The organism is Bradyrhizobium sp. LCT2 (assembly GCF_009931255.1).
GTDB lineage: Bacteria > Pseudomonadota > Alphaproteobacteria > Rhizobiales > Xanthobacteraceae > Bradyrhizobium > Bradyrhizobium diazoefficiens.
In genome coordinates, this window is the sequence record NZ_CP034432.1 from 3,351,179 (window position 1) to 3,368,153 (window position 16,975).

Sequence of the window (16,975 nt, forward strand, 5' to 3'; positions counted from 1 at the left end):
GACAACGAAGGCCGGCGCGCCCCAGGCTGCGCAGAAGAGCCGCAAAGCGAGGAACACATGCCGGGCGCAGCCCTTCTCACCGCTCCCTCCATTCCGACTGCGCCCGTGACGCCAGCCATTCTCGACCGCTTGCGAGCCATCGTGGGCGACAAGGGTCTGATCCTGGACGAGCAGGACAAGCGCCCGTTCGTGACCGATTGGCGCGGCGAGCTGACAGGGCAGGCCGCGGCGGTCGTGCGTCCGGCCAATACCGCGGAAGTCTCCGCTGTCGTCAAGCTCTGCTACGACAACGGCATTGCCATCGTGCCGCAGGGCGGCAACACCGGCCTGATGGGTGGTGCCACGCCGTGGCCGGCGCACCGCGGCATCGTGCTGTCGCTCGGTCGCATGAACCATGTGCTGAATGTCGATCCCGTCGGCTACGCCATGACGGTGGAAGCGGGCTGCATCCTCCAGACGCTCCAGGACACGGCCGCGCGCAACGACCGCTTCTTTCCGCTCAGCCTGGGTGCCCAGGGCTCGTGCATGATCGGCGGCAATCTCTCCACCAACGCCGGCGGCGTGCAGGTGCTGCGTTACGGCAATGCGCGAAATCTGGTGCTGGGTCTCGAGGTCGTGCTGGCCAACGGCGATGTCTGGGACGGGCTGCGCGCACTCAAGAAGGACAACACCGGCTATGACCTCAAGCATCTGTTCATGGGTGCCGAGGGGACGCTCGGCATCATCACCAAGGCGGTGCTGAAGCTCTGGCCCGCGCCGAAGGACGTGTGCACGGCATGGCTCGCGATCCGCGATCCCAGGGCGGCGATCGAGCTCCTGTCGGAGGCGCATGCCGCGTCCGACGACAATGTCGGCTCCTGCGAGCTCATGAGCCGCGCCTGCACCGACATGGTGCTGCGCCATATTCCCGGCACCCAGGACCCTCTCAAGGCCGAGACCGAATGGTATCTCCTTCTCGAATGGTCGTCGGCCCGGCCGCGGCAGGACGGCGGCACGGGCATGCCGGACCGGATGGAGCAGTTTTTGGCCGATCAGCTCGAGGCGGGCCGAGTGCTCGATGCGGTGATTGCGCAAACCGAAGCGCAGTCGCGCAACATGTGGCGCATTCGCGAGAGCGTGGCCGAGGCATCGCGCGCTGAGGGGCCGGGCCTGAGCTACGACGTGTCGGTCGCAATCTCGCGGATTCCCGAGTTCATCGACAGGGGCCTCAAGGCCGTGCTCGACATCCTGCCGACGATCCGCCCCTATCCGCTCGGTCACATCGGCGACGGCAATGTGCACTTCTCCTTCATGGGTCCGAAGGGCATGGATCGCGACACGCTCAACCAGTACTCCGCGGCGATCACGCGGGTCGTCAACGACCTGATCACGTCCATGGCCGGCTCGATCTCGGCCGAGCACGGCATCGGCATCGAGAAGCTCGACGAGCTCCAACACTATCGTTCCAGGACCGAGCTCGACATCATGCGCACCATCAAGCGGGCGCTCGACCCCAAGAACATCATGAATCCGGGCAAGGTGCTCCGTCTCGGATGAGGCGACTGACGCCGCAGGTTGCCTCCGCTGATCGATCCGGTCCTGGCCGCAGCCTGGACGGGCGCATGCGCCGCATGGCTCGGGCCAAACGGGCCCGAGGCCTCCAAATCATGCCCTTTTGCGGCTTTATTCCCGCGATGGATGCTTTAAGGAAGGGGCAGGATCAGGTCGCGCCTCCCCCGCGGCGGTGCTAGACCCTGATGCAGGAACAATGGGGCCGCGCCGCTACCGGCACGCCCGCAAGGACGAGAAGGATATGACGCAATGATCCAAACCGTTGGCATCATCGGGGCAGGGACCATGGGGAACGGCATCGCGCAAATCTGCGCCGCGGCCGGGCTCTCGGTCGTGATGGTCGACATTTCCGAAGCGGCGGTGAGCCGCGGGCTTTCGACCGTTGGCAGCAGCCTCGAGCGCCTGGTCAAGAAGGAGAAGATGTCGGCGGCCGACCGCGAGGCGACGCTCAAGCGCATCACGGGCACCACCGATCGGGCGAAGCTGGCCGATTGCGACCTGGTGATCGAGGCCGCCACCGAGAACGAGGAGCTCAAGGTCAAGATCCTGAAGGACCTCTGCGCGACGCTGTCGCCGCGCACGCTCGTTGCAACCAATACCTCGTCGATCTCGATCACGAAGCTTGCCGCCGCAACCGATCGCCCCGACCGCTTCATCGGCATGCACTTCTTCAATCCTGTGCCGGTGATGGCGCTGCTCGAGCTCATCCGCGGCCTGCAGACCTCCGACGACACCCACGCCAAGGCGCTCGATTTCGCCCAGCGCGTCGGCAAGGTGGCGATCACGGCCAAGAACAGTCCGGGCTTCGCGGTCAACCGCATCCTCTGCCCGATGATCAACGAGGCGATCTTCGCCCTCCAGGAGGGGATCGCGACGGCGGAAGAGATCGACGCCGGCATGAAGCTCGGCTGCAACCATCCGATCGGGCCGCTGGCGCTCGCCGATCTCGTCGGGCTCGACACCATGTTGTCGGTGATGGAGGTCTTTTATAAAGGCTTCAACGACCCCAAATACCGTCCGGCCCCCTTGCTGAAGGAAATGGTCGATGCCGGCCATCTCGGCCGCAAGACCGGGCAGGGTTTCTACACTTACGGCGCCTGATGACAGGCGTAGGCGGCGGGGCCTTCGAGCCTCGCCGCCCCTCCCGCAATTTGCGCTGCGACAAAGACGCCGCGCGCAATTGACCCGACAATGTTGAACGGGCGGCCCGCGGGAACAACGGAACGGATAACAAAGGACAATGTCGGATCGACTGAAGGCCGAGCGTGAGGCGGCAGCCGCGCGCCGGAACCTGCTGACCCAGGATGCGATCGAGCGCACCGGGATCACCGAAGAGATGATCGCGGAACTCGTCACCCGCTTTTACGGGCGCGTGCGCGAGGACGCGCTGCTGGGGCCGGTGTTCGCGGTCGTGCAGAATTGGGACGAGCATCTCGCCAAGCTCGGAGACTTCTGGTCGTCAGTCGTGCTGATGAGCGGCCGCTATCATGGCTCGCCGATGCGTGCGCATCTGCCGCTCGGCCTTGTCGGTGATCATTTCGACCGCTGGCTCGATCTGTTCGAGCAGACCGCGCGCGACGTCTGTCCGCCCGCGGCGGCTGCGCTCTTCATCGACAAGGCACGGCGCATCGCCGACAGTTTTGAAATGGCGTCGGCAACCGTCGCAGGCCGCATCGCTTCGCCACGTCACGTGCTCAGATCGTGAAACACAAAATGCCTGCCTGAGAAACGTGCAGCTCACATCGCGCGATGGCGCGTGGCACCAATTCCAACATCATCGGTCTGATCTGCAAAATCATCATGCCGCTCGCGTGGTGCGACGTAGAACTGGTGAAAATACGTTTGAACGCGTTCACTCTCGTTCAATCAAAGCGAGCAGAGCCATATTGATGCACTGCGGCGCCAATTCTTCGCCTTTTTTTCGGCAGAGTTCCAGCGCCTGCTAGCGGGCATGTCGCGCGCATCGTTCAACATCAATTCCTCATCTTCCGAGAACCCTGCGGAACCTGAAGTTGACGCGGGCGCAGAGCAGACGCGGCGAACGCTGCTGCTGGGTGCGCTCGCCACCACCGCCTGCCTCGGCTGTTCCGCATCGGCGCGCGCAGGCGAGGATCCGCCCGGCTCCGACGAACGACCGCAGAAGGGCGATGTGCTCGTCTTCTCCGAAGGTGACCAGGAGGGAAAGCTGATCACGGCGGCCGACCTGCAGGCCGGCGGGCCGCCGGTGCATGCCTGGCCGAAGGATCCCAAGACCTCGGTCGTGCGCAGCGCCTCGCGGCTCAACGAGATCCTGGTCATCCGGCTCGATCCCGCCGAGCTCGACGAGCAGACCCGCGCGCGCGCCGTCGACGGCATCATCGCCTATTCGGCGATCTGCGCCCATGCCGGTTGTCCCGTCACCGCCTGGGTGAAGAGCGACGTCGGCGACAAGGAGGTGCTCAAGTGCATGTGCCACAACTCCGAATACGATCCTCGCGCGGGCGCGCAGGTCGTGTTCGGGCCGGCACCGCGACGGCTCGCGGCGCTGCCACTGGCGTTCGCTGAAGGTTCGCTCAGCGTCGCCGGAAACTTCATCGGAAAGGTAGGTGGCGCGCAGCCAGGATGATGGACGGTCGCGGGTTGTGCCCGCGTCACGAGAGGCCGCATCCGCCGACGGGCGGACGACGGGACGAACGAAAAGAATTCAACACAAGAATTCAAACGGATGAAAAAGGGGAACGTCCATGACCAGGAAGCAATGGTTTCTGTCCGGCTTCGTCGCCTTCACCTGTCTTGCCTCGACCGCCGCCGGTGCCGGCCCGATCGAGAATTATTCTCCGGTCACCGCGCAGCGCCTGGAGAATCCGGAACCGAGCAACTGGATGCTCTATCGGCGCACCTATGACGGGCAGGGCTACAGCCCGCTCGACCAGATCAACACCTCGAACGTGAAGGGTCTCACGCCGGTCTGGACGTTTGCAACAGGCGTCGTCGAAGGCCACGAGGCGCCGCCGATCGTCAACAATGGCGTGATGTTCGTGGCGACCCCGATGGGGCAGGTGATCGCGCTGAACGCGAAAACCGGCGACGAGTACTGGCGCTACAAGCGGCAGCTCCCCGACGATCTGTTCCAGCTGCATCCGACCAGCCGCGGCGTCGGCTTGTGGGAGGACAAGCTCTATCTCGCCACCACCGACGATCATGTCGTCGCGCTCGACGCCAAGACCGGCAAGGTGGTGTGGGACACCAAGGTGCAGGACTACAAGAAGGGCCAGTACATGACCCTGATGCCGCTGATCGTCGACGGCAAGGTCATCGTCGGCGGCTCCGGCGGCGAGTTCGGCGTGCGCGGCTATGTCGCCGCCTATGACGCCAAGGACGGCAAGGAGCTGTGGCGGACCTACACCATTCCCGGCGAAGGCGAGCCCGGTCACGACACCTGGCAGGGCGATGACTGGAAGAACGGCGGCGGCTCGGCCTGGATGACCGGCAATTACGACAAGGACACCAAGACGATCTATTGGGGCGTCGGCAACGCGGCGCCGTGGCCGGGCGAGACCCATCCCGGCGACAATCTCTACACCTCGTCGGTGCTCGCGCTCGATCCGAACAACGGCAAGATCAAGACCTATCACCAGTACCATCAGAACGATTCCTGGGATTGGGACGAGGTCGAAGCGCCGATGCTGATCGACCTGCAACGCGATGGCCGCAGCATCAAGAGCCTGGTCCATCCGGGGCGCGATGCGATCTTCTGGGTGCTCGAGCGCACGCCGACCAAGATCAACTACGTGGCAGGCTGGCCGTTCGTCTCCACCGACGTCTGGAAGGGCATCGATGCCGAAACCGGCAAGCCAATCGTTGATCCCGCGCACAAGCCGGTGATTGGCAAGCGCGTGGAGTTCTGTCCCTCTCTATGGGGCGGCAAGGACTGGCCGTCGGCGGCCTACAGCCAGAAGACGGGCCTGGTCTACGTGCCCGCCAACGAGAATTTCTGCGGCGGATTCACCGGCGAGAAGGTCGCACTCAAGCCGGGCGAGCTCTGGCTCGGCACCAAGCCGGAAGACATCGGGCTGAAGACCAAGCCGGGCGCGGATCATTTTGGCGAGCTCCAGGCCTGGGATCCCGTCACCGGCAAGAAGGTGTGGCAGCACAACTTCCCGAAGTCGCAGCTGTTCGGCTCGGTGACGGCGACCGCGGGCGATCTCATCTTTGCCGGCGGCACCAACGACCGCAACTTCCGCGCCTTCAACGCCAAGACCGGCGAGCTGTTGTGGGAGCAGAAGACCAACTCCGGCATCATGGGCATGCCGGTGTCGTATGAGATCGACGGCACGCAATACATCGCGATCCAGTCGGGATGGGGTGTGGACGCGCAGCGGATCCAGGATGCGCTGGTGACCAACAACATCGGCATCGAGGCCAATGTGCCACAGGGCGGCGTGATCTGGGTGTTCGCGCTGAAGAAATAGCTCCGCGGGCGGATCGAAAGAGGCGGAGCAGCAAGGGGGGTGGCGAATGCGGCGGACGGAAACGTCCGCCGCATTTTGTGTGTGTCGAGAGTGCTGTCTTCGCTTCTCCCCTTGTGTGGGAGAAGGTGGCGCGAAGCGCCGGATGAGGGGGCTCTATCCGCGGAGACAAACCCCTCACCGAGCGAGATCGTGGCAACCGGCGTCGCTGCCCTCTCCCACAGGGGGGGAGGGCACATCGGCTGATGGAGACGGCGCGAGGCCGCGTGCGTTCCTTACGCCTCCAACTGCTTGCCGATCGGCAAGCTCCGGATGCGTTTTCCGGTCGCGGCGAAGATGGCATTCATCAGCGCCGGCGCGAACGGCGGAACGCCGGGCTCGCCGACGCCGCTCGGCGGCGTGCCCGGCGCGGGCGGCACGATGTGGACGTTGGTCACCATGGGAGACTCGTCGATCCTGACGACCTGGAAGTCGTCAAAGTTCTTCTGCTGCACCTTGCCGTCCTTGAAGGTGATCTCGCCATATTTGGCGAGGCTGAGACCCATGATCGCCGCGCCCTCGATCTGCGAGGCGATGCGCTCGGGGTTGACGTAGGTGCCGCAGTCGATCGCGGTGTCGACCCGCGGCACCGTCAGCTTGCCCTTGTCGTCGACGGCCACCTCGACGATGGTCGCGATGTAGCTGACGAAGCTGCGGTGTACTGCGATGCCGAGACCGTGGCCCTTCGGCACCTGACGGCCCCATTCGCCCTTCTCGGCCACCAGCTCGACCACCTTGCGCAGGCGCGCGGTGTCGATCGGGTAGCTGTCCTGCGGCTCGCCGTAGTTCCACATGTCCTTCACCGCGGGCTTGACGATCCGCGGGCTGCCGATCAGCGCGAGCAGCGTCTCCTTCTGGTCGCGGCCGGTCGCGTTCGCGATCTCGCCGACCATCGACTGCACCGCGAAGGCGCGCGGTATGTTCGAGACCGAGCGGAACCAGCCGATGCGGGTGAACGCCGCAGCCTCCGGGTTCTCGCAGGAGATGTTGGCGATCTCGAACGGCATGTCGACGAGGCCCATGCCGAGCTCGAAGGGCGCCTGATGCACCGTGCCGGCCGCAAAGGTCGAGGCGATGCTGGGCGCCACGCTGCGGTGGCGCCAGGCGATCACCTTGCCGCTCTTGTCGAGGCCGGCCTCGATCCGCTCGACCGAGACGGTGTGCAGGAAGCCGTTGTGGATGTCGTCCTCCCGCGTCCACTGCACCTTCACCGGCGCGCCCAGCTCCTTCGACAGCAGCGCGGCTTCGAGCGCATAGTCGCATTTCGACTTGCGGCCGAAACCGCCGCCGAGCAGCGTGACGTTGACGGTGACGTTCGCTTCCGGAATGCCGAGCGTCTTGGCGACGTCCTCGCGGGTGCCGCCCGGGCTCTGCACCGGCGCCCAGATCTCGGCCTTGTCGCCCTTGACGTCGGCGACCGCCACCGGCGGTTCCATGGCGACATGGGCGAGATGCGGGACGTAGTACTCGCCGACGATCACCTTGTCGGCGCCCTTCAGGGCGGCGTCCGCATCGCCCTCCTTGCGCACGACGAGGCCGGGCTTGCGCGAGGCCTCCTCGAGCTCCTTGCGGTAGGCGACGGAGTCGTATTTGCCGTTGGCGCCGTCGTCCCAGACCAGTTTCAGCGCGTCGCGGCCCTTGATCGCCGCGCCGGTATTGCGCGCGATCACCGCGACGCCGCCGAGCGGCTGGAACTTCGACGGCCACGGCCAGCCGCGCACCTGCATCACCTTCTCGACGCCGGGCACCTTCAACGCCTCGTTCGGATCGAACGAGGCGAGCTTGCCGCCGGTCACCGGCGGGCGCGCGATCACGGCATATTTCATGCCGGGAAGGCGCACGTCCGCACCGTAGCGCGCCTTGCCAGTGGTGATGTCGTGAAGATCGACGATGCCGATCTGGCCCTTGGTCAGATAGCGGAAGTCCTTGGGGTCCTTCAGCTTGAGGCCTTCGACGCTCGGCACCGATTCCTTGGCGGCGTCGGCCGCGAGTTCGCCGAAGCCGAGCTTGCGCCCGCTGCCGCTATGGACGACCTCGTGATTGACCGCCTTGACCTCCGTTGCCGGAACGCCCCAGCGCTTGGCGGCGGCCTGTTCCAGCATGGTGCGGGCGGCGGCGCCGATCTGGCGCATCGGGATGAGGTAATGCCGCGTGCTGCGCGAGCCGTCGGTGTCCTGGTTGCCGAACTTGACCTCGTCGCCATGGGCCTGCTGCACCTTGACCCTGGACCAGTCGGCCTCCATCTCCTCGGCCACGATCAGCGGCAGGCTGGTGCGCACGCCGGTGCCCATCTCGGAGCGGTGGGCGACGATGCTGACGATGCCGTCGGGCGCGACCGCGACGAACACGCGCGGATCGACCACGACGCCATGCGGCATTTTTCCGGCGCCGGTCTCATAGGCAAATGCCTGGCGGGACATCACGGGCGCGGCAAGCACGAAGCCGCCGGTGACGCCGAGCCCCTTCAGGATGCTGCGGCGCGAGACCTTCTCGACACGGATGTTCTTTTCGAAGCTGTGAAGCTTCCGGGGATTGTCGATGAAATTCATGTCACACTCCCGTCGATGCGAGATGGACCGCGTTCTCGATGCGCTGGTAGCAGCCGCAGCGGCAGATGTTGCCGGACATCGCCTCGCGGATCTGGTCGTGCGAGGGTTTCGGGTTGTCCATCAGGAGCGCCGCGGCCTGCATGATCTGGCCGGCCTGGCAGAAGCCGCATTGGGGCACGTTGACCTGGCGCCAGGCTTTTTGAACCGGGTGATCGCCGTTCGGATGCAATCCCTCGATCGTCGTGACCTCGCGGCCGGCGACGTCGTTGATCGACGTGACGCAGGAGCGCACCGCCTCCTTGTCGACGATGACGGTGCAGGCGCCGCACAAGGCCTGGCCACAGCCGAACTTGGTGCCTGTCAGCCCGGCCTCGTCGCGCAGGAACCAGAGTAGCGGGAGATTTGGGTCGCCGTCCCAGCTCTGTTCCTGGCCGTTGATCTTCACCTTGATCATGATCGTCCCTCGCTCTTCATAAGCATGAATTGAATGCGCCGGCATGCGCCGGCGGCGGTTCGTGCGTCGTTGCCGCGTTCCGCCGTCATCCCGCGCGGGCAAATCCCGGAGGGAGGCAGGAACGCCAATGGCGATGTCTGGATGTGTTCGATACCTCCCGTTTTGTTCTTATTTGATTGAACTTCGCGCGGCATCGTCACGGCGCGATCGTAGCAGGGATCGCGCCGGTCCGGCATTCACAGCCGGTTGTTCTCGGCGTGAAGAGGTTGCATCTGTGATTTGTCAAAAGCAGGGCGCGGCATCGCGCCGCGCGCATTGCGCAATTGCAAAGCAGGCCGCAGCAAAAAAGCTTCGTCCGCCAGAAAGACTGTACGGACGAAGCAGAATGCCTTAGTCGAGGGAGGGAGAAACGCAGGTGCCGCCGACTTCAATCGGAAAGCGGGCGGCACTGCGCAGTCATTCAGAGACCAGGACTGAGGGAGCGTGGCCCTCGTAGACGCAGAGTGCAGAAGCGGCGACTTCGTCGCGATCGTGGGAAGCCACCTCCGTCCGGCTCGCTGGTGCTGGTCGGAACAAGCGAGCGGACGTGGCTTGGGTCTGGCGGCCCTGCTCGGGCCGCCTCGTTCAGGTCGCGTTCGTCAGGCTGCTTTGGCTTTCGCCACGTGGGTCGCGATCGCGTCCATCAGCGCCGGCGACAGGCAGTCATAAGGCTCGAGCCCGATTTCCTTCAGCCGCGAACGGATGCCGGCCATCTGCTCCGGCTTCACGCCGGATTCGATCACCGAGGAGACGAAGGCGGCGAATTGCGGCGCCTGCGATCCCTGCTCCTGGAACAGTTCGGGATGGATGAAGTCGAGGCCGTAGAACGGATGGTTCTTGTTCTCGATGCGGCCGTACATGTGCGTGCCGCAGGCCTTGCAGGCGTGGCGCTGGATCACCGCGGAGGCATCGACGATCTCGAGCTTGTCGCCGTTCTCGAGCACGGTGACGTTCTGGCGCGGCACCACCGCGACGACGGAGAATGTCGCGCCCTGCGGCTTCCAGCACTTGGTGCAGCCACAGGCGTGGTTGTGGGCGACGTCGCCCTTGATGCCGATCTTGACCTGATGGTCCTTGCATTTGCAGGCGAGCGTGCCGCCGGCGAAGCTGCCGCTGCCCTGTTTGAGGCCGTTGTCGATCGATGGGTGGAGTGCAATAGTCATGGGACGATCCTCCTTGGGGTGATGGCAGTGAGCTAGTAGACGACGACGGAACGGATGGATTTGCCCTCATGCATGAGGTCAAAACCCTTGTTGATCTCTTCGAGCTTGAGCACGTGGGTGATCATCGGATCGATCTGGATCTTTCCGTTCATGTACCAGTCGACGATCTTCGGCACGTCGGTGCGGCCGCGCGCGCCGCCGAAGGCCGTGCCGCGCCAATTGCGGCCGGTGACGAGCTGGAACGGGCGGGTGGCGATCTCCTTGCCGGCTTCGGCGACGCCGATGATGATAGAGGTGCCCCAGCCGCGATGGCAGGCTTCCAGCGCCTGGCGCATCACGGTGGTGTTGCCGGTGCAGTCGAAGGTGTAGTCGGCGCCGCCGTCGGTGAGGTTGACGAGATGCGGAACGATGTCGCCGGTGATCTTCTTCGGGTTGACGAAGTGGGTCATGCCGAACCGGCGGCCCCAATCTTCCTTAGAATCGTTGACGTCGACGCCGATGATCTTGTCGGCGCCGGCCATCTTGGCGCCCTGGATGACGTTCAGTCCGATGCCGCCGAGGCCGAACACGACCACGTTGGCGCCCGGCTCGACCTTGGCGGTGTTGACGACCGCGCCGACGCCGGTGGTGACGCCGCAGCCGATGTAGCAGCTCTTGTCGAACGGCGCGTCTTCGCGGATCTTGGCGACGGCGATCTCGGGCAGCACGGTGAAGTTCGAGAAGGTCGAGCAGCCCATGTAGTGGTAGATCGGCTTGCCCTTGTAGGAGAAGCGGCTGGTGCCGTCGGGCATCACACCCTTGCCCTGCGTCGCGCGGATCGCGGTGCAGAGATTGGTCTTCTGGCTCAGGCAGCTTTTGCACTGCCGGCATTCCGGCGTGTACAGCGGGATGACGTGGTCGCCCGGCTTGACCGAGGTCACGCCGGGGCCGATCTCGCGGATGATTCCGGCGCCCTCATGGCCGAGGATCGACGGGAAGATTCCTTCGCTGTCGAAGCCGTCGAGCGTGTAGGCGTCGGTATGGCAGATGCCCGTCGCCTTGATCTCGACCAGGACTTCGCCGGCCTTCGGTCCTTCCAGATCGACTTCGACGATCTCGAGTGGTTTCTTGGCTTCGAAAGCAACGGCGGCACGTGTCTTCATCGTAAACTCCTCAAATTCTCGCAGGACGCCAAGAGGTGGTATCGGTCCTGGTAACGTTCATTTCTTGCCCATGCAGGCGTCTTCCGCCTTGGTGTAGGTCTCGTTCTTCTCCTCCTTCTTGGAGGGACGCTGCCGGCCCCACGCCTCGTTGGAGCGGGCGCGCAGATAGACGTAGAGATCGTCCATGTAGCAGGCGACGTTGGGGTTGTCGCCGAAGGCTGGCATGACGTTCTCCTGCGCGGTCGAGATGTTCTTGCGACCGGAGGCGACGACGCCGAGGAAGTCGCCATAGCTCATGGTCTTGACCGAATCCTTCAACGCCGGTGCGTAGGTGGATCCCATGCCGTCGGGGCCATGGCAGACGTGGCAGTCGGAGTGATAGCGGCGATATCCGGAATAGGTGAACCAGTCCACGGTGCCGTCGGCCGAAATCTTGTAGGTCGGGTTTCCTTCCTTATCGAGCCACTTTCCGTCGTCTTCCTTCTTGACGGCGGTCGGGTCGCCCGGACCGTCCGCAACGGCTATTCCCCCCGAAGTCACGAAGATGATCGCAGCAATGACAAAGCAGATTTTACGCAAGAGATTATCCTCGAAGGCGTTCGGTGGAGACGAGCCGGCGCGTGGAGTTGATCCACGCGCCGGAGCGACACGAAGGTAGGGCTAGTTCGCCGGCAGCGAGAACACGGTCAGCGTACCGCCGAGTGCCGTGTAGTTGCTGAGGGCCGCGTAGCCACCGACTGCGCCGAGACCGGCGGTCGGATCGGTCAGGCCTGCGGCGAGACCGATGCCGGCCCATCCGCCGACGCCCGAGAGCACTGCGACGTACTGCTTGCCGCCGTTCTCATAGGTCGTGACGTTGCCGATGATGCCGGACGGAGTCTTGAACTTGTAGAGCTCCTTGCCGGACTTGGCGTCGACCGCCTTCAGGTAGCCTTCGAGCGTGCCGTAGAACACCACGCCGCCGGCGGTTGCGAGCGCACCCGACCAGACCGAGAACTGCTCCTTGTTCGACCAGACGATCTTGCCGGTCTTGCCGTCCCAGGCGATGAAGTTGCCCATGTGGCTTTCACCCTGCGGCGGATACATCGAGAGCGTCGCACCCACATAGGGCTGGCCCGCGGTGTAGCTCACCTTGAACGGCTCGTAGTCCATGCAGACGTGGTTGGTCGGAACGTAGAACAGCTGCGTGTCCGGCGAGTAGGCTGCCGGCTGCTCGTCCTTGGTACCGAGCGCGGCCGGGCAGATGCCCTTCACGTTGTGGTCCTCGCCCGCCTTGTCGGTCGAAGCTGCGTCGAGCACCTTCGGACGGCCATAGGTCGGCGAGTTCTTGTCCATGTCGACGCCGGAGGTCCAGTTCACCTTCGGATCGTACTTTTCGGCAACCAGCAGTTCGCCGCTTTCACGGTCCATGGTGTAGCCAAGGCCGTTGCGGTCGAAATGCGTCAGGAGCTTGCGCGCCTGGCCATTGATCTGCTGATCCGAGAGGATCATCTCGTTGACGCCGTCATAGTCCCACTCGTCGTGGGGCGTCATCTGGTAGACCCATTTGGCCATGCCGGTGTCCGCGTCGCGTGCGAAGATGGTCATCGACCACTTGTTGTCGCCCGGACGCTGCTTCGGATTCCAGGTCGAAGGATTGCCCGACCCGTAATAGACGAGGTTCAGAGCGGGATCGTAGGACATCCAGCCCCAGGTGCAGCCGCCGCCGATCTTCCATTGGTCGCCCTGCCAGGTCTTCAGCGAGGAGTCGGCGCCGACGGGCTTGCCGAGCGACGTCGTCTTGGCCGGATCGACTTTGATCTGGTCGTCCGGACCTTCGGAGAAGGCGCGCCAGACCTGCTTGCCGCTCTTGAGATCGTAAGCGGTGACGTGGCACTGCACGCCGAATTCGCCGCCGGAGATGCCGACCAGGACCTTGTCCTTGACGACCAGCGCCGCCGAGGTGCCGGTCTGGCCCTTGCTCGGATCGCCGTTCGTCGCCGACCAGGCCACCTGGCCCGTCTTGGCGTCGAGCGCGACGAGGTTGGTGTCGGCCTGATGCAGGATGATCTTGCCGTCGCCATAGGACAGGCCGCGGTTGACCGTATCGCAGCACATCACCGGGATGACGTTCGGGTCCTGCTTCGGCTCGTACTTCCAGACGATCTTGTTCTCGTTGGAAAGGTCAATAGCGTAGACCTTGTTCGGGAACGGCGTATGGACGTACATCATGTTGCCAATGATCAGCGGGCCACCTTCATGGCCGCGCAGCACGCCGGTCGAGAAGGTCCAGGCGACCTGGAGCTTGCCCACGTTTTGTGCGTTGATCTGGTTCAGCTTGGAATAGCGGGTATTGGCATAGTCGCCCGCCGGCATCACCCAGTCCTTCGGGTTCTGCGACATCTTGATCAGCTCGTCATTGGCTGAAGCGCTGCCGACGGCGAGAGCCGCCGCGGAGCCAAGATAGGTCGCCAGTAGCACCTTGCGCATAGTTATTCCTCCGTTGGTATCGTTTATTGTTTCCGAAGCGTTGCTCAATCACCGGGCTTCTCGTCCGGCGTCTGCTCGTGCAGGGCGGTCACGATTGGGACCAGAAACGATGGTGCGGTGTTTCCTCCTCCTGATGAGAGCCACGGGTCCACGTGCAGGAGCGGCCCGTTCTTGTTGTTCCTGCCGCAATCCCTAACGACTTCGTCATCGGGAAACTTGCCCAAGAGGGAAGCCGGTTTGCTTGACAGCGCACGGACGCGAAGATTTTGATTTTGCAGTAGCGAATTCAGCGGCTTCCGCGTCGCTTCGGGACCGCGCTCTGCGCTCAGGTTCCCCTTGACGGCGCTGCAACTAAGGCGGAGGATTAACCTTCAAGGGTGGCAATGAAACGATGGCGCTCGTTGCAGAAGACCGCTCAAATTCGAGGTAAACGTCACGCAATCTCGGCTGAGGGCTCCGGAAGCGCTGGTCGCGATTCGCGTCGAAATTTCCGAATCAAACCAGTGGCTGGATTAATGTCCGACACCATTCACACGCTCTCGACGACGGGAATGACGCCGAAGCGCCAGATCCAGAGCTGGATCGACGGGCTGACCAGTCTGTGTGGGCATTTCGACGTCGATCCGCTGGAGGCGTCCTCGCTCGAGGGCCGCATCGACTACACCACCGTCTCGCGCCTGAAGCTGTGTCAGATCGAGGTCAGCCAGCATCGCATCGCGCACACGCTGGCGCGCGCCAAGGCCAACGAACACCCGTACATAAAAATCCACTTCCAGACTTACGGCGTGTCCTATTTCGAGCAGGAAGGCCGTCACATCGAAATCAATCCCGGCGACATCATCGCCTATGACGTATCCTGCCCGCATTCGATCATCAGCCCCGCCTTCACGCGTCACGACGTGGTGATCGTGCCGAAGGCGCTGCTGCGCGACCGCGGCTTCCCGTCGCAGCGGATGCCGGCCTGCAAATTGTCGGCGAAGACGGGCACGGGACGGATCGCCCACGATTTCGTCCACGCGACATTCGACGAGGCGGCCAAGCTGTCGGCGAACAGCGCGGTCGGCGTTGCCGATTCGCTGATCGACCTTTTGCTGCTGCCGCTGCGCGAAGCCGACACGATGTTCGATCGGGTCGGACCCGAGGCGATGTATGTGCGCGCGCAGTTCTTCATCCGCGAGCACCTGCGCGATCCGGATCTGTGCATCGACCAGATCTCCGCCGAGCTCGGCTGCTCCAAGCGCTATCTGCACATGCTGTTCTCCGAGCGCGGCACCACGGTGAGCGATTACATCTGGCAGGCGCGGCTTCAGAACTGCCGTCAGGAGCTCGAGGCCCACGCCGGCAAGACCATCACCGACGTGGCATTCTCCTGGGGCTTTTCCAGCTCATCGCATTTCAGCCGCGTATTCCGGAAATATTTCGGCGTGGTGCCGTCCTCGATCCACAAGGGGCAGCAGAGCGCCGCGGCCGCGAACGAGCATTAGGCGCACGCCGGGGAGCTCCCGGCGAGCGGCCAATGCGCTCATGCCGTCGTCGCAATGTAGGGAATGCTGGCCAGCAGAGCGCCAAGCAGGACCGCGTTGCACAGCATCCCGCTCCAGTGCAGCCGGCGCAGCCGCCGCGGAGCCTCGGTGTCGCCCGCGTCACTCGCGCTGAGCTGCTCGTCCATCCGCTCCATGAACCAGCGGCGCCCGCCAATCGCCACAGCTGCAAGCAGGCCGACCGCCGCGGCGAAGAGCAGCCGTCCGGCGAGGAGGAAAGCCGCCGTCCCGATGATTCCGGCAACGCCCATGACCAGGAAATGGGCATTGAACATTCCACGCAGCAGCAGGGCGACGGGCCGGACGTCGAGCTTCACCAGCAGGAAGGCGGGCGAGGCCAGCGTGAAATAGCCCATCGGAAAGAGCAGGATGATCATGGCGGCTATGGCGATGGCATCTGGCGTCATGCGATCGGCCTTTCTCGTTCGGACCCCGAGGTTCTCCGGCACCACCTATGATAGTGGGGGCCGTCGCCGACATCGACCTAGGCTTTGGTCGGATGCCGTGCCGCACCGCGGAAGCGTGTCCGATGCGCCATGCCCAAAGGTTCAAGCCGGCTCGAGGCCCAACGACCGCGCGCTCTCGATCCAGATCGGCAGCTCGCGCTGATACAGCGCATTGGTCTCCTTGAAGCCGATCGCGGGTTCGAGCACGAAGGTCGCGAGCACCTCCTTCACCTTCGGATCGTTGTTGGCGGCGACGCAGAGCTCGGCCAGCCGGTCGACCACCGGCTGCGGCGTTGCCTTCGGCACCGCCCAGCCGGTGAACCCGCTGACGGTGAAGAATTTCGACGTCGCGCCCTGTTCGGGGAGGGTCTTGATGGCCGGAATCGCGTCGACCTTCTTCGAATGCACCGCGAACACGGTGCCGCGGTCGCTTTGCAGGACCGATTGCGCGGCCGTGTAACTGCCCATCGCGGCATCGAGCGTGCCTTCCAGCATTCCGGTCCACATCGGGGCTTCGCCGCGGTAATGGACCGGCTCGATGTTGAGGCCGTATTGCTTGTTGAGCTCGTTGATCGTCATGTGCGGGGACGAGCCCGCGCTGTAGGTGCCGAAGTTCACCTTGCCGCTCTTGCGCGCGAACGTGACGAAATCTTCCAGCGTCTTGACGCCGGTCTTGGGGTTCGCGACCAGCAAAAGGCCGGCGCCCGGAATGACGCTGACGAGTGTCAGGTCCTTGTCCATGTCGTAGCCGGGATTCTTCATCACCACCCGGTTCATGATGTAGGTGGTCGAGATCGAGCACAGGATGGTGTAGCCGTCGGGCTCCGCGCGGGCAACCTCGGCCGTGCCGATCGCGCCGGCGGCGCCGGGCTTGTTCTCGATCACGACGGTCTTGCCGACCTGCTTGGAGATGAATTCGCCGTAGGCGCGCGCGAGCAGGTCGGTCTGTCCGCCGGCCGGGTAGCTGCAAATCATGCGAATCTGCCGCGACGGCCAGGTGCCTTGAGATGTGCCTTGCGATGTGCCCTGCGCCGAGGTGCTGCGCGCGAGGAAGGGCATCGCGAGTGCGGTGGTGCCGGCGGCGACGAAGTGGCGGCGATCGAGTTTTGCGGACATGATTCTCTCCCGGATTTT

The 16,975-nt window shown here is 64.2% G+C and carries 14 protein-coding genes; 6 read left to right on the forward strand and 8 right to left on the reverse strand.

Annotation, left to right across the window (positions count from 1 at the left end; all coding sequences use genetic code 11):
- The first annotated feature begins 57 nt into the window (after window positions 1–57).
- From EI171_RS16200 to EI171_RS16220, 5 genes are all read left to right on the forward strand, one after another.
- Window positions 58–1,536, forward strand: a complete 1,479-nt coding sequence (locus EI171_RS16200) for an FAD-binding oxidoreductase (protein WP_161533950.1) — start codon at window positions 58–60, stop codon at window positions 1,534–1,536.
- A gap of 264 nt (window positions 1,537–1,800) precedes the next feature.
- Window positions 1,801–2,652 (forward strand): 3-hydroxybutyryl-CoA dehydrogenase, encoded by an 852-nt coding sequence (locus EI171_RS16205; protein ID WP_161533952.1) that lies wholly within the window; start codon window positions 1,801–1,803, stop codon window positions 2,650–2,652.
- Between the two features lie 139 nt (window positions 2,653–2,791).
- Entirely contained in the window at window positions 2,792–3,256 is a 465-nt protein-coding gene (locus EI171_RS16210; RefSeq protein ID WP_011088962.1) for a group III truncated hemoglobin, read from the forward strand.
- A gap of 246 nt (window positions 3,257–3,502) precedes the next feature.
- The gene (locus EI171_RS16215) at window positions 3,503–4,156 is read left to right on the forward strand and encodes a ubiquinol-cytochrome c reductase iron-sulfur subunit (protein WP_011088961.1); all 654 of its coding nucleotides are present in this window, start codon (window positions 3,503–3,505) and stop codon (window positions 4,154–4,156) included.
- Between the two features lie 118 nt (window positions 4,157–4,274).
- Entirely contained in the window at window positions 4,275–6,002 is a 1,728-nt protein-coding gene (locus tag EI171_RS16220; RefSeq protein ID WP_011088960.1) for a methanol/ethanol family PQQ-dependent dehydrogenase, read from the forward strand.
- 272 nt (window positions 6,003–6,274) lie between these two features.
- Here EI171_RS16220 and EI171_RS16225 read toward each other — a convergent pair whose 3' ends face one another.
- The 6 genes from EI171_RS16225 to xoxF5 form a co-directional block, all read right to left on the reverse strand.
- Window positions 6,275–8,587, reverse strand: coding sequence for a molybdopterin cofactor-binding domain-containing protein (locus EI171_RS16225; RefSeq protein ID WP_028174356.1), 2,313 nt, complete (start codon window positions 8,585–8,587; stop codon window positions 6,275–6,277).
- 1 nt (window position 8,588) lies between these two features.
- Window positions 8,589–9,041 (reverse strand): (2Fe-2S)-binding protein, encoded by a 453-nt coding sequence (locus EI171_RS16230; RefSeq protein WP_011088958.1) that lies wholly within the window; start codon window positions 9,039–9,041, stop codon window positions 8,589–8,591.
- Between the two features lie 638 nt (window positions 9,042–9,679).
- Complete coding sequence (gene gfa / locus EI171_RS16235) at window positions 9,680–10,243, reverse strand: S-(hydroxymethyl)glutathione synthase (RefSeq protein WP_161533955.1); 564 nt, start codon at window positions 10,241–10,243, stop codon at window positions 9,680–9,682.
- 32 nt (window positions 10,244–10,275) lie between these two features.
- Window positions 10,276–11,385, reverse strand: a complete 1,110-nt coding sequence (locus EI171_RS16240; protein ID WP_011088955.1) for an S-(hydroxymethyl)glutathione dehydrogenase/class III alcohol dehydrogenase — start codon at window positions 11,383–11,385, stop codon at window positions 10,276–10,278.
- 57 nt (window positions 11,386–11,442) lie between these two features.
- Window positions 11,443–11,964: a c-type cytochrome, methanol metabolism-related gene (locus EI171_RS16245; RefSeq protein ID WP_249162777.1), complete on the reverse strand. Its 522-nt coding sequence runs from the start codon at window positions 11,962–11,964 to the stop codon at window positions 11,443–11,445.
- A gap of 81 nt (window positions 11,965–12,045) precedes the next feature.
- Window positions 12,046–13,854 (reverse strand): lanthanide-dependent methanol dehydrogenase XoxF5, encoded by a 1,809-nt coding sequence (gene xoxF5, locus EI171_RS16250; RefSeq protein ID WP_011088953.1) that lies wholly within the window; start codon window positions 13,852–13,854, stop codon window positions 12,046–12,048.
- Between the two features lie 515 nt (window positions 13,855–14,369).
- Here xoxF5 and EI171_RS16255 point away from each other — a divergent pair.
- Window positions 14,370–15,338: a helix-turn-helix domain-containing protein gene (locus EI171_RS16255; RefSeq protein ID WP_028174358.1), complete on the forward strand. Its 969-nt coding sequence runs from the start codon at window positions 14,370–14,372 to the stop codon at window positions 15,336–15,338.
- A gap of 38 nt (window positions 15,339–15,376) precedes the next feature.
- Here EI171_RS16255 and EI171_RS16260 read toward each other — a convergent pair whose 3' ends face one another.
- Together EI171_RS16260 and EI171_RS16265 are read right to left on the reverse strand one after the other, a co-directional pair.
- Entirely contained in the window at window positions 15,377–15,802 is a 426-nt protein-coding gene (locus EI171_RS16260; RefSeq protein WP_161533957.1) for a hypothetical protein, read from the reverse strand.
- Between the two features lie 141 nt (window positions 15,803–15,943).
- A complete protein-coding gene (locus tag EI171_RS16265; protein WP_161533959.1) occupies window positions 15,944–16,957 on the reverse strand; it encodes a tripartite tricarboxylate transporter substrate binding protein in 1,014 nt (337 codons plus the stop codon).
- Window positions 16,958–16,975: the final 18 nt, after the last annotated feature.

Bases quoted from the DNA above. Each gene is read 5' to 3' on its own strand.
- EI171_RS16230 (WP_011088958.1), bottom strand. From the start codon at position 9,041: ATGATCAAGGTGAAGATCAACGGCCAGGAACAGAGCTGGGACGGCGAC.
- EI171_RS16205 (WP_161533952.1), top strand. From the start codon at position 1,801: ATGATCCAAACCGTTGGCATCATCGGGGCAGGGACCATGGGGAACGGC.
- gfa (WP_161533955.1), bottom strand. From the start codon at position 10,243: ATGACTATTGCACTCCACCCATCGATCGACAACGGCCTCAAACAGGGC.
- EI171_RS16210 (WP_011088962.1), top strand. From the start codon at position 2,792: ATGTCGGATCGACTGAAGGCCGAGCGTGAGGCGGCAGCCGCGCGCCGG.
- EI171_RS16220 (WP_011088960.1), top strand. From the start codon at position 4,275: ATGACCAGGAAGCAATGGTTTCTGTCCGGCTTCGTCGCCTTCACCTGT.
- EI171_RS16260 (WP_161533957.1), bottom strand. From the start codon at position 15,802: ATGACGCCAGATGCCATCGCCATAGCCGCCATGATCATCCTGCTCTTT.
- EI171_RS16255 (WP_028174358.1), top strand. From the start codon at position 14,370: ATGTCCGACACCATTCACACGCTCTCGACGACGGGAATGACGCCGAAG.
- xoxF5 (WP_011088953.1), bottom strand. From the start codon at position 13,854: ATGCGCAAGGTGCTACTGGCGACCTATCTTGGCTCCGCGGCGGCTCTC.
- EI171_RS16240 (WP_011088955.1), bottom strand. From the start codon at position 11,385: ATGAAGACACGTGCCGCCGTTGCTTTCGAAGCCAAGAAACCACTCGAG.
- EI171_RS16200 (WP_161533950.1), top strand. From the start codon at position 58: ATGCCGGGCGCAGCCCTTCTCACCGCTCCCTCCATTCCGACTGCGCCC.
- EI171_RS16265 (WP_161533959.1), bottom strand. From the start codon at position 16,957: ATGTCCGCAAAACTCGATCGCCGCCACTTCGTCGCCGCCGGCACCACC.
- EI171_RS16225 (WP_028174356.1), bottom strand. From the start codon at position 8,587: ATGAATTTCATCGACAATCCCCGGAAGCTTCACAGCTTCGAAAAGAAC.
- EI171_RS16215 (WP_011088961.1), top strand. From the start codon at position 3,503: ATGTCGCGCGCATCGTTCAACATCAATTCCTCATCTTCCGAGAACCCT.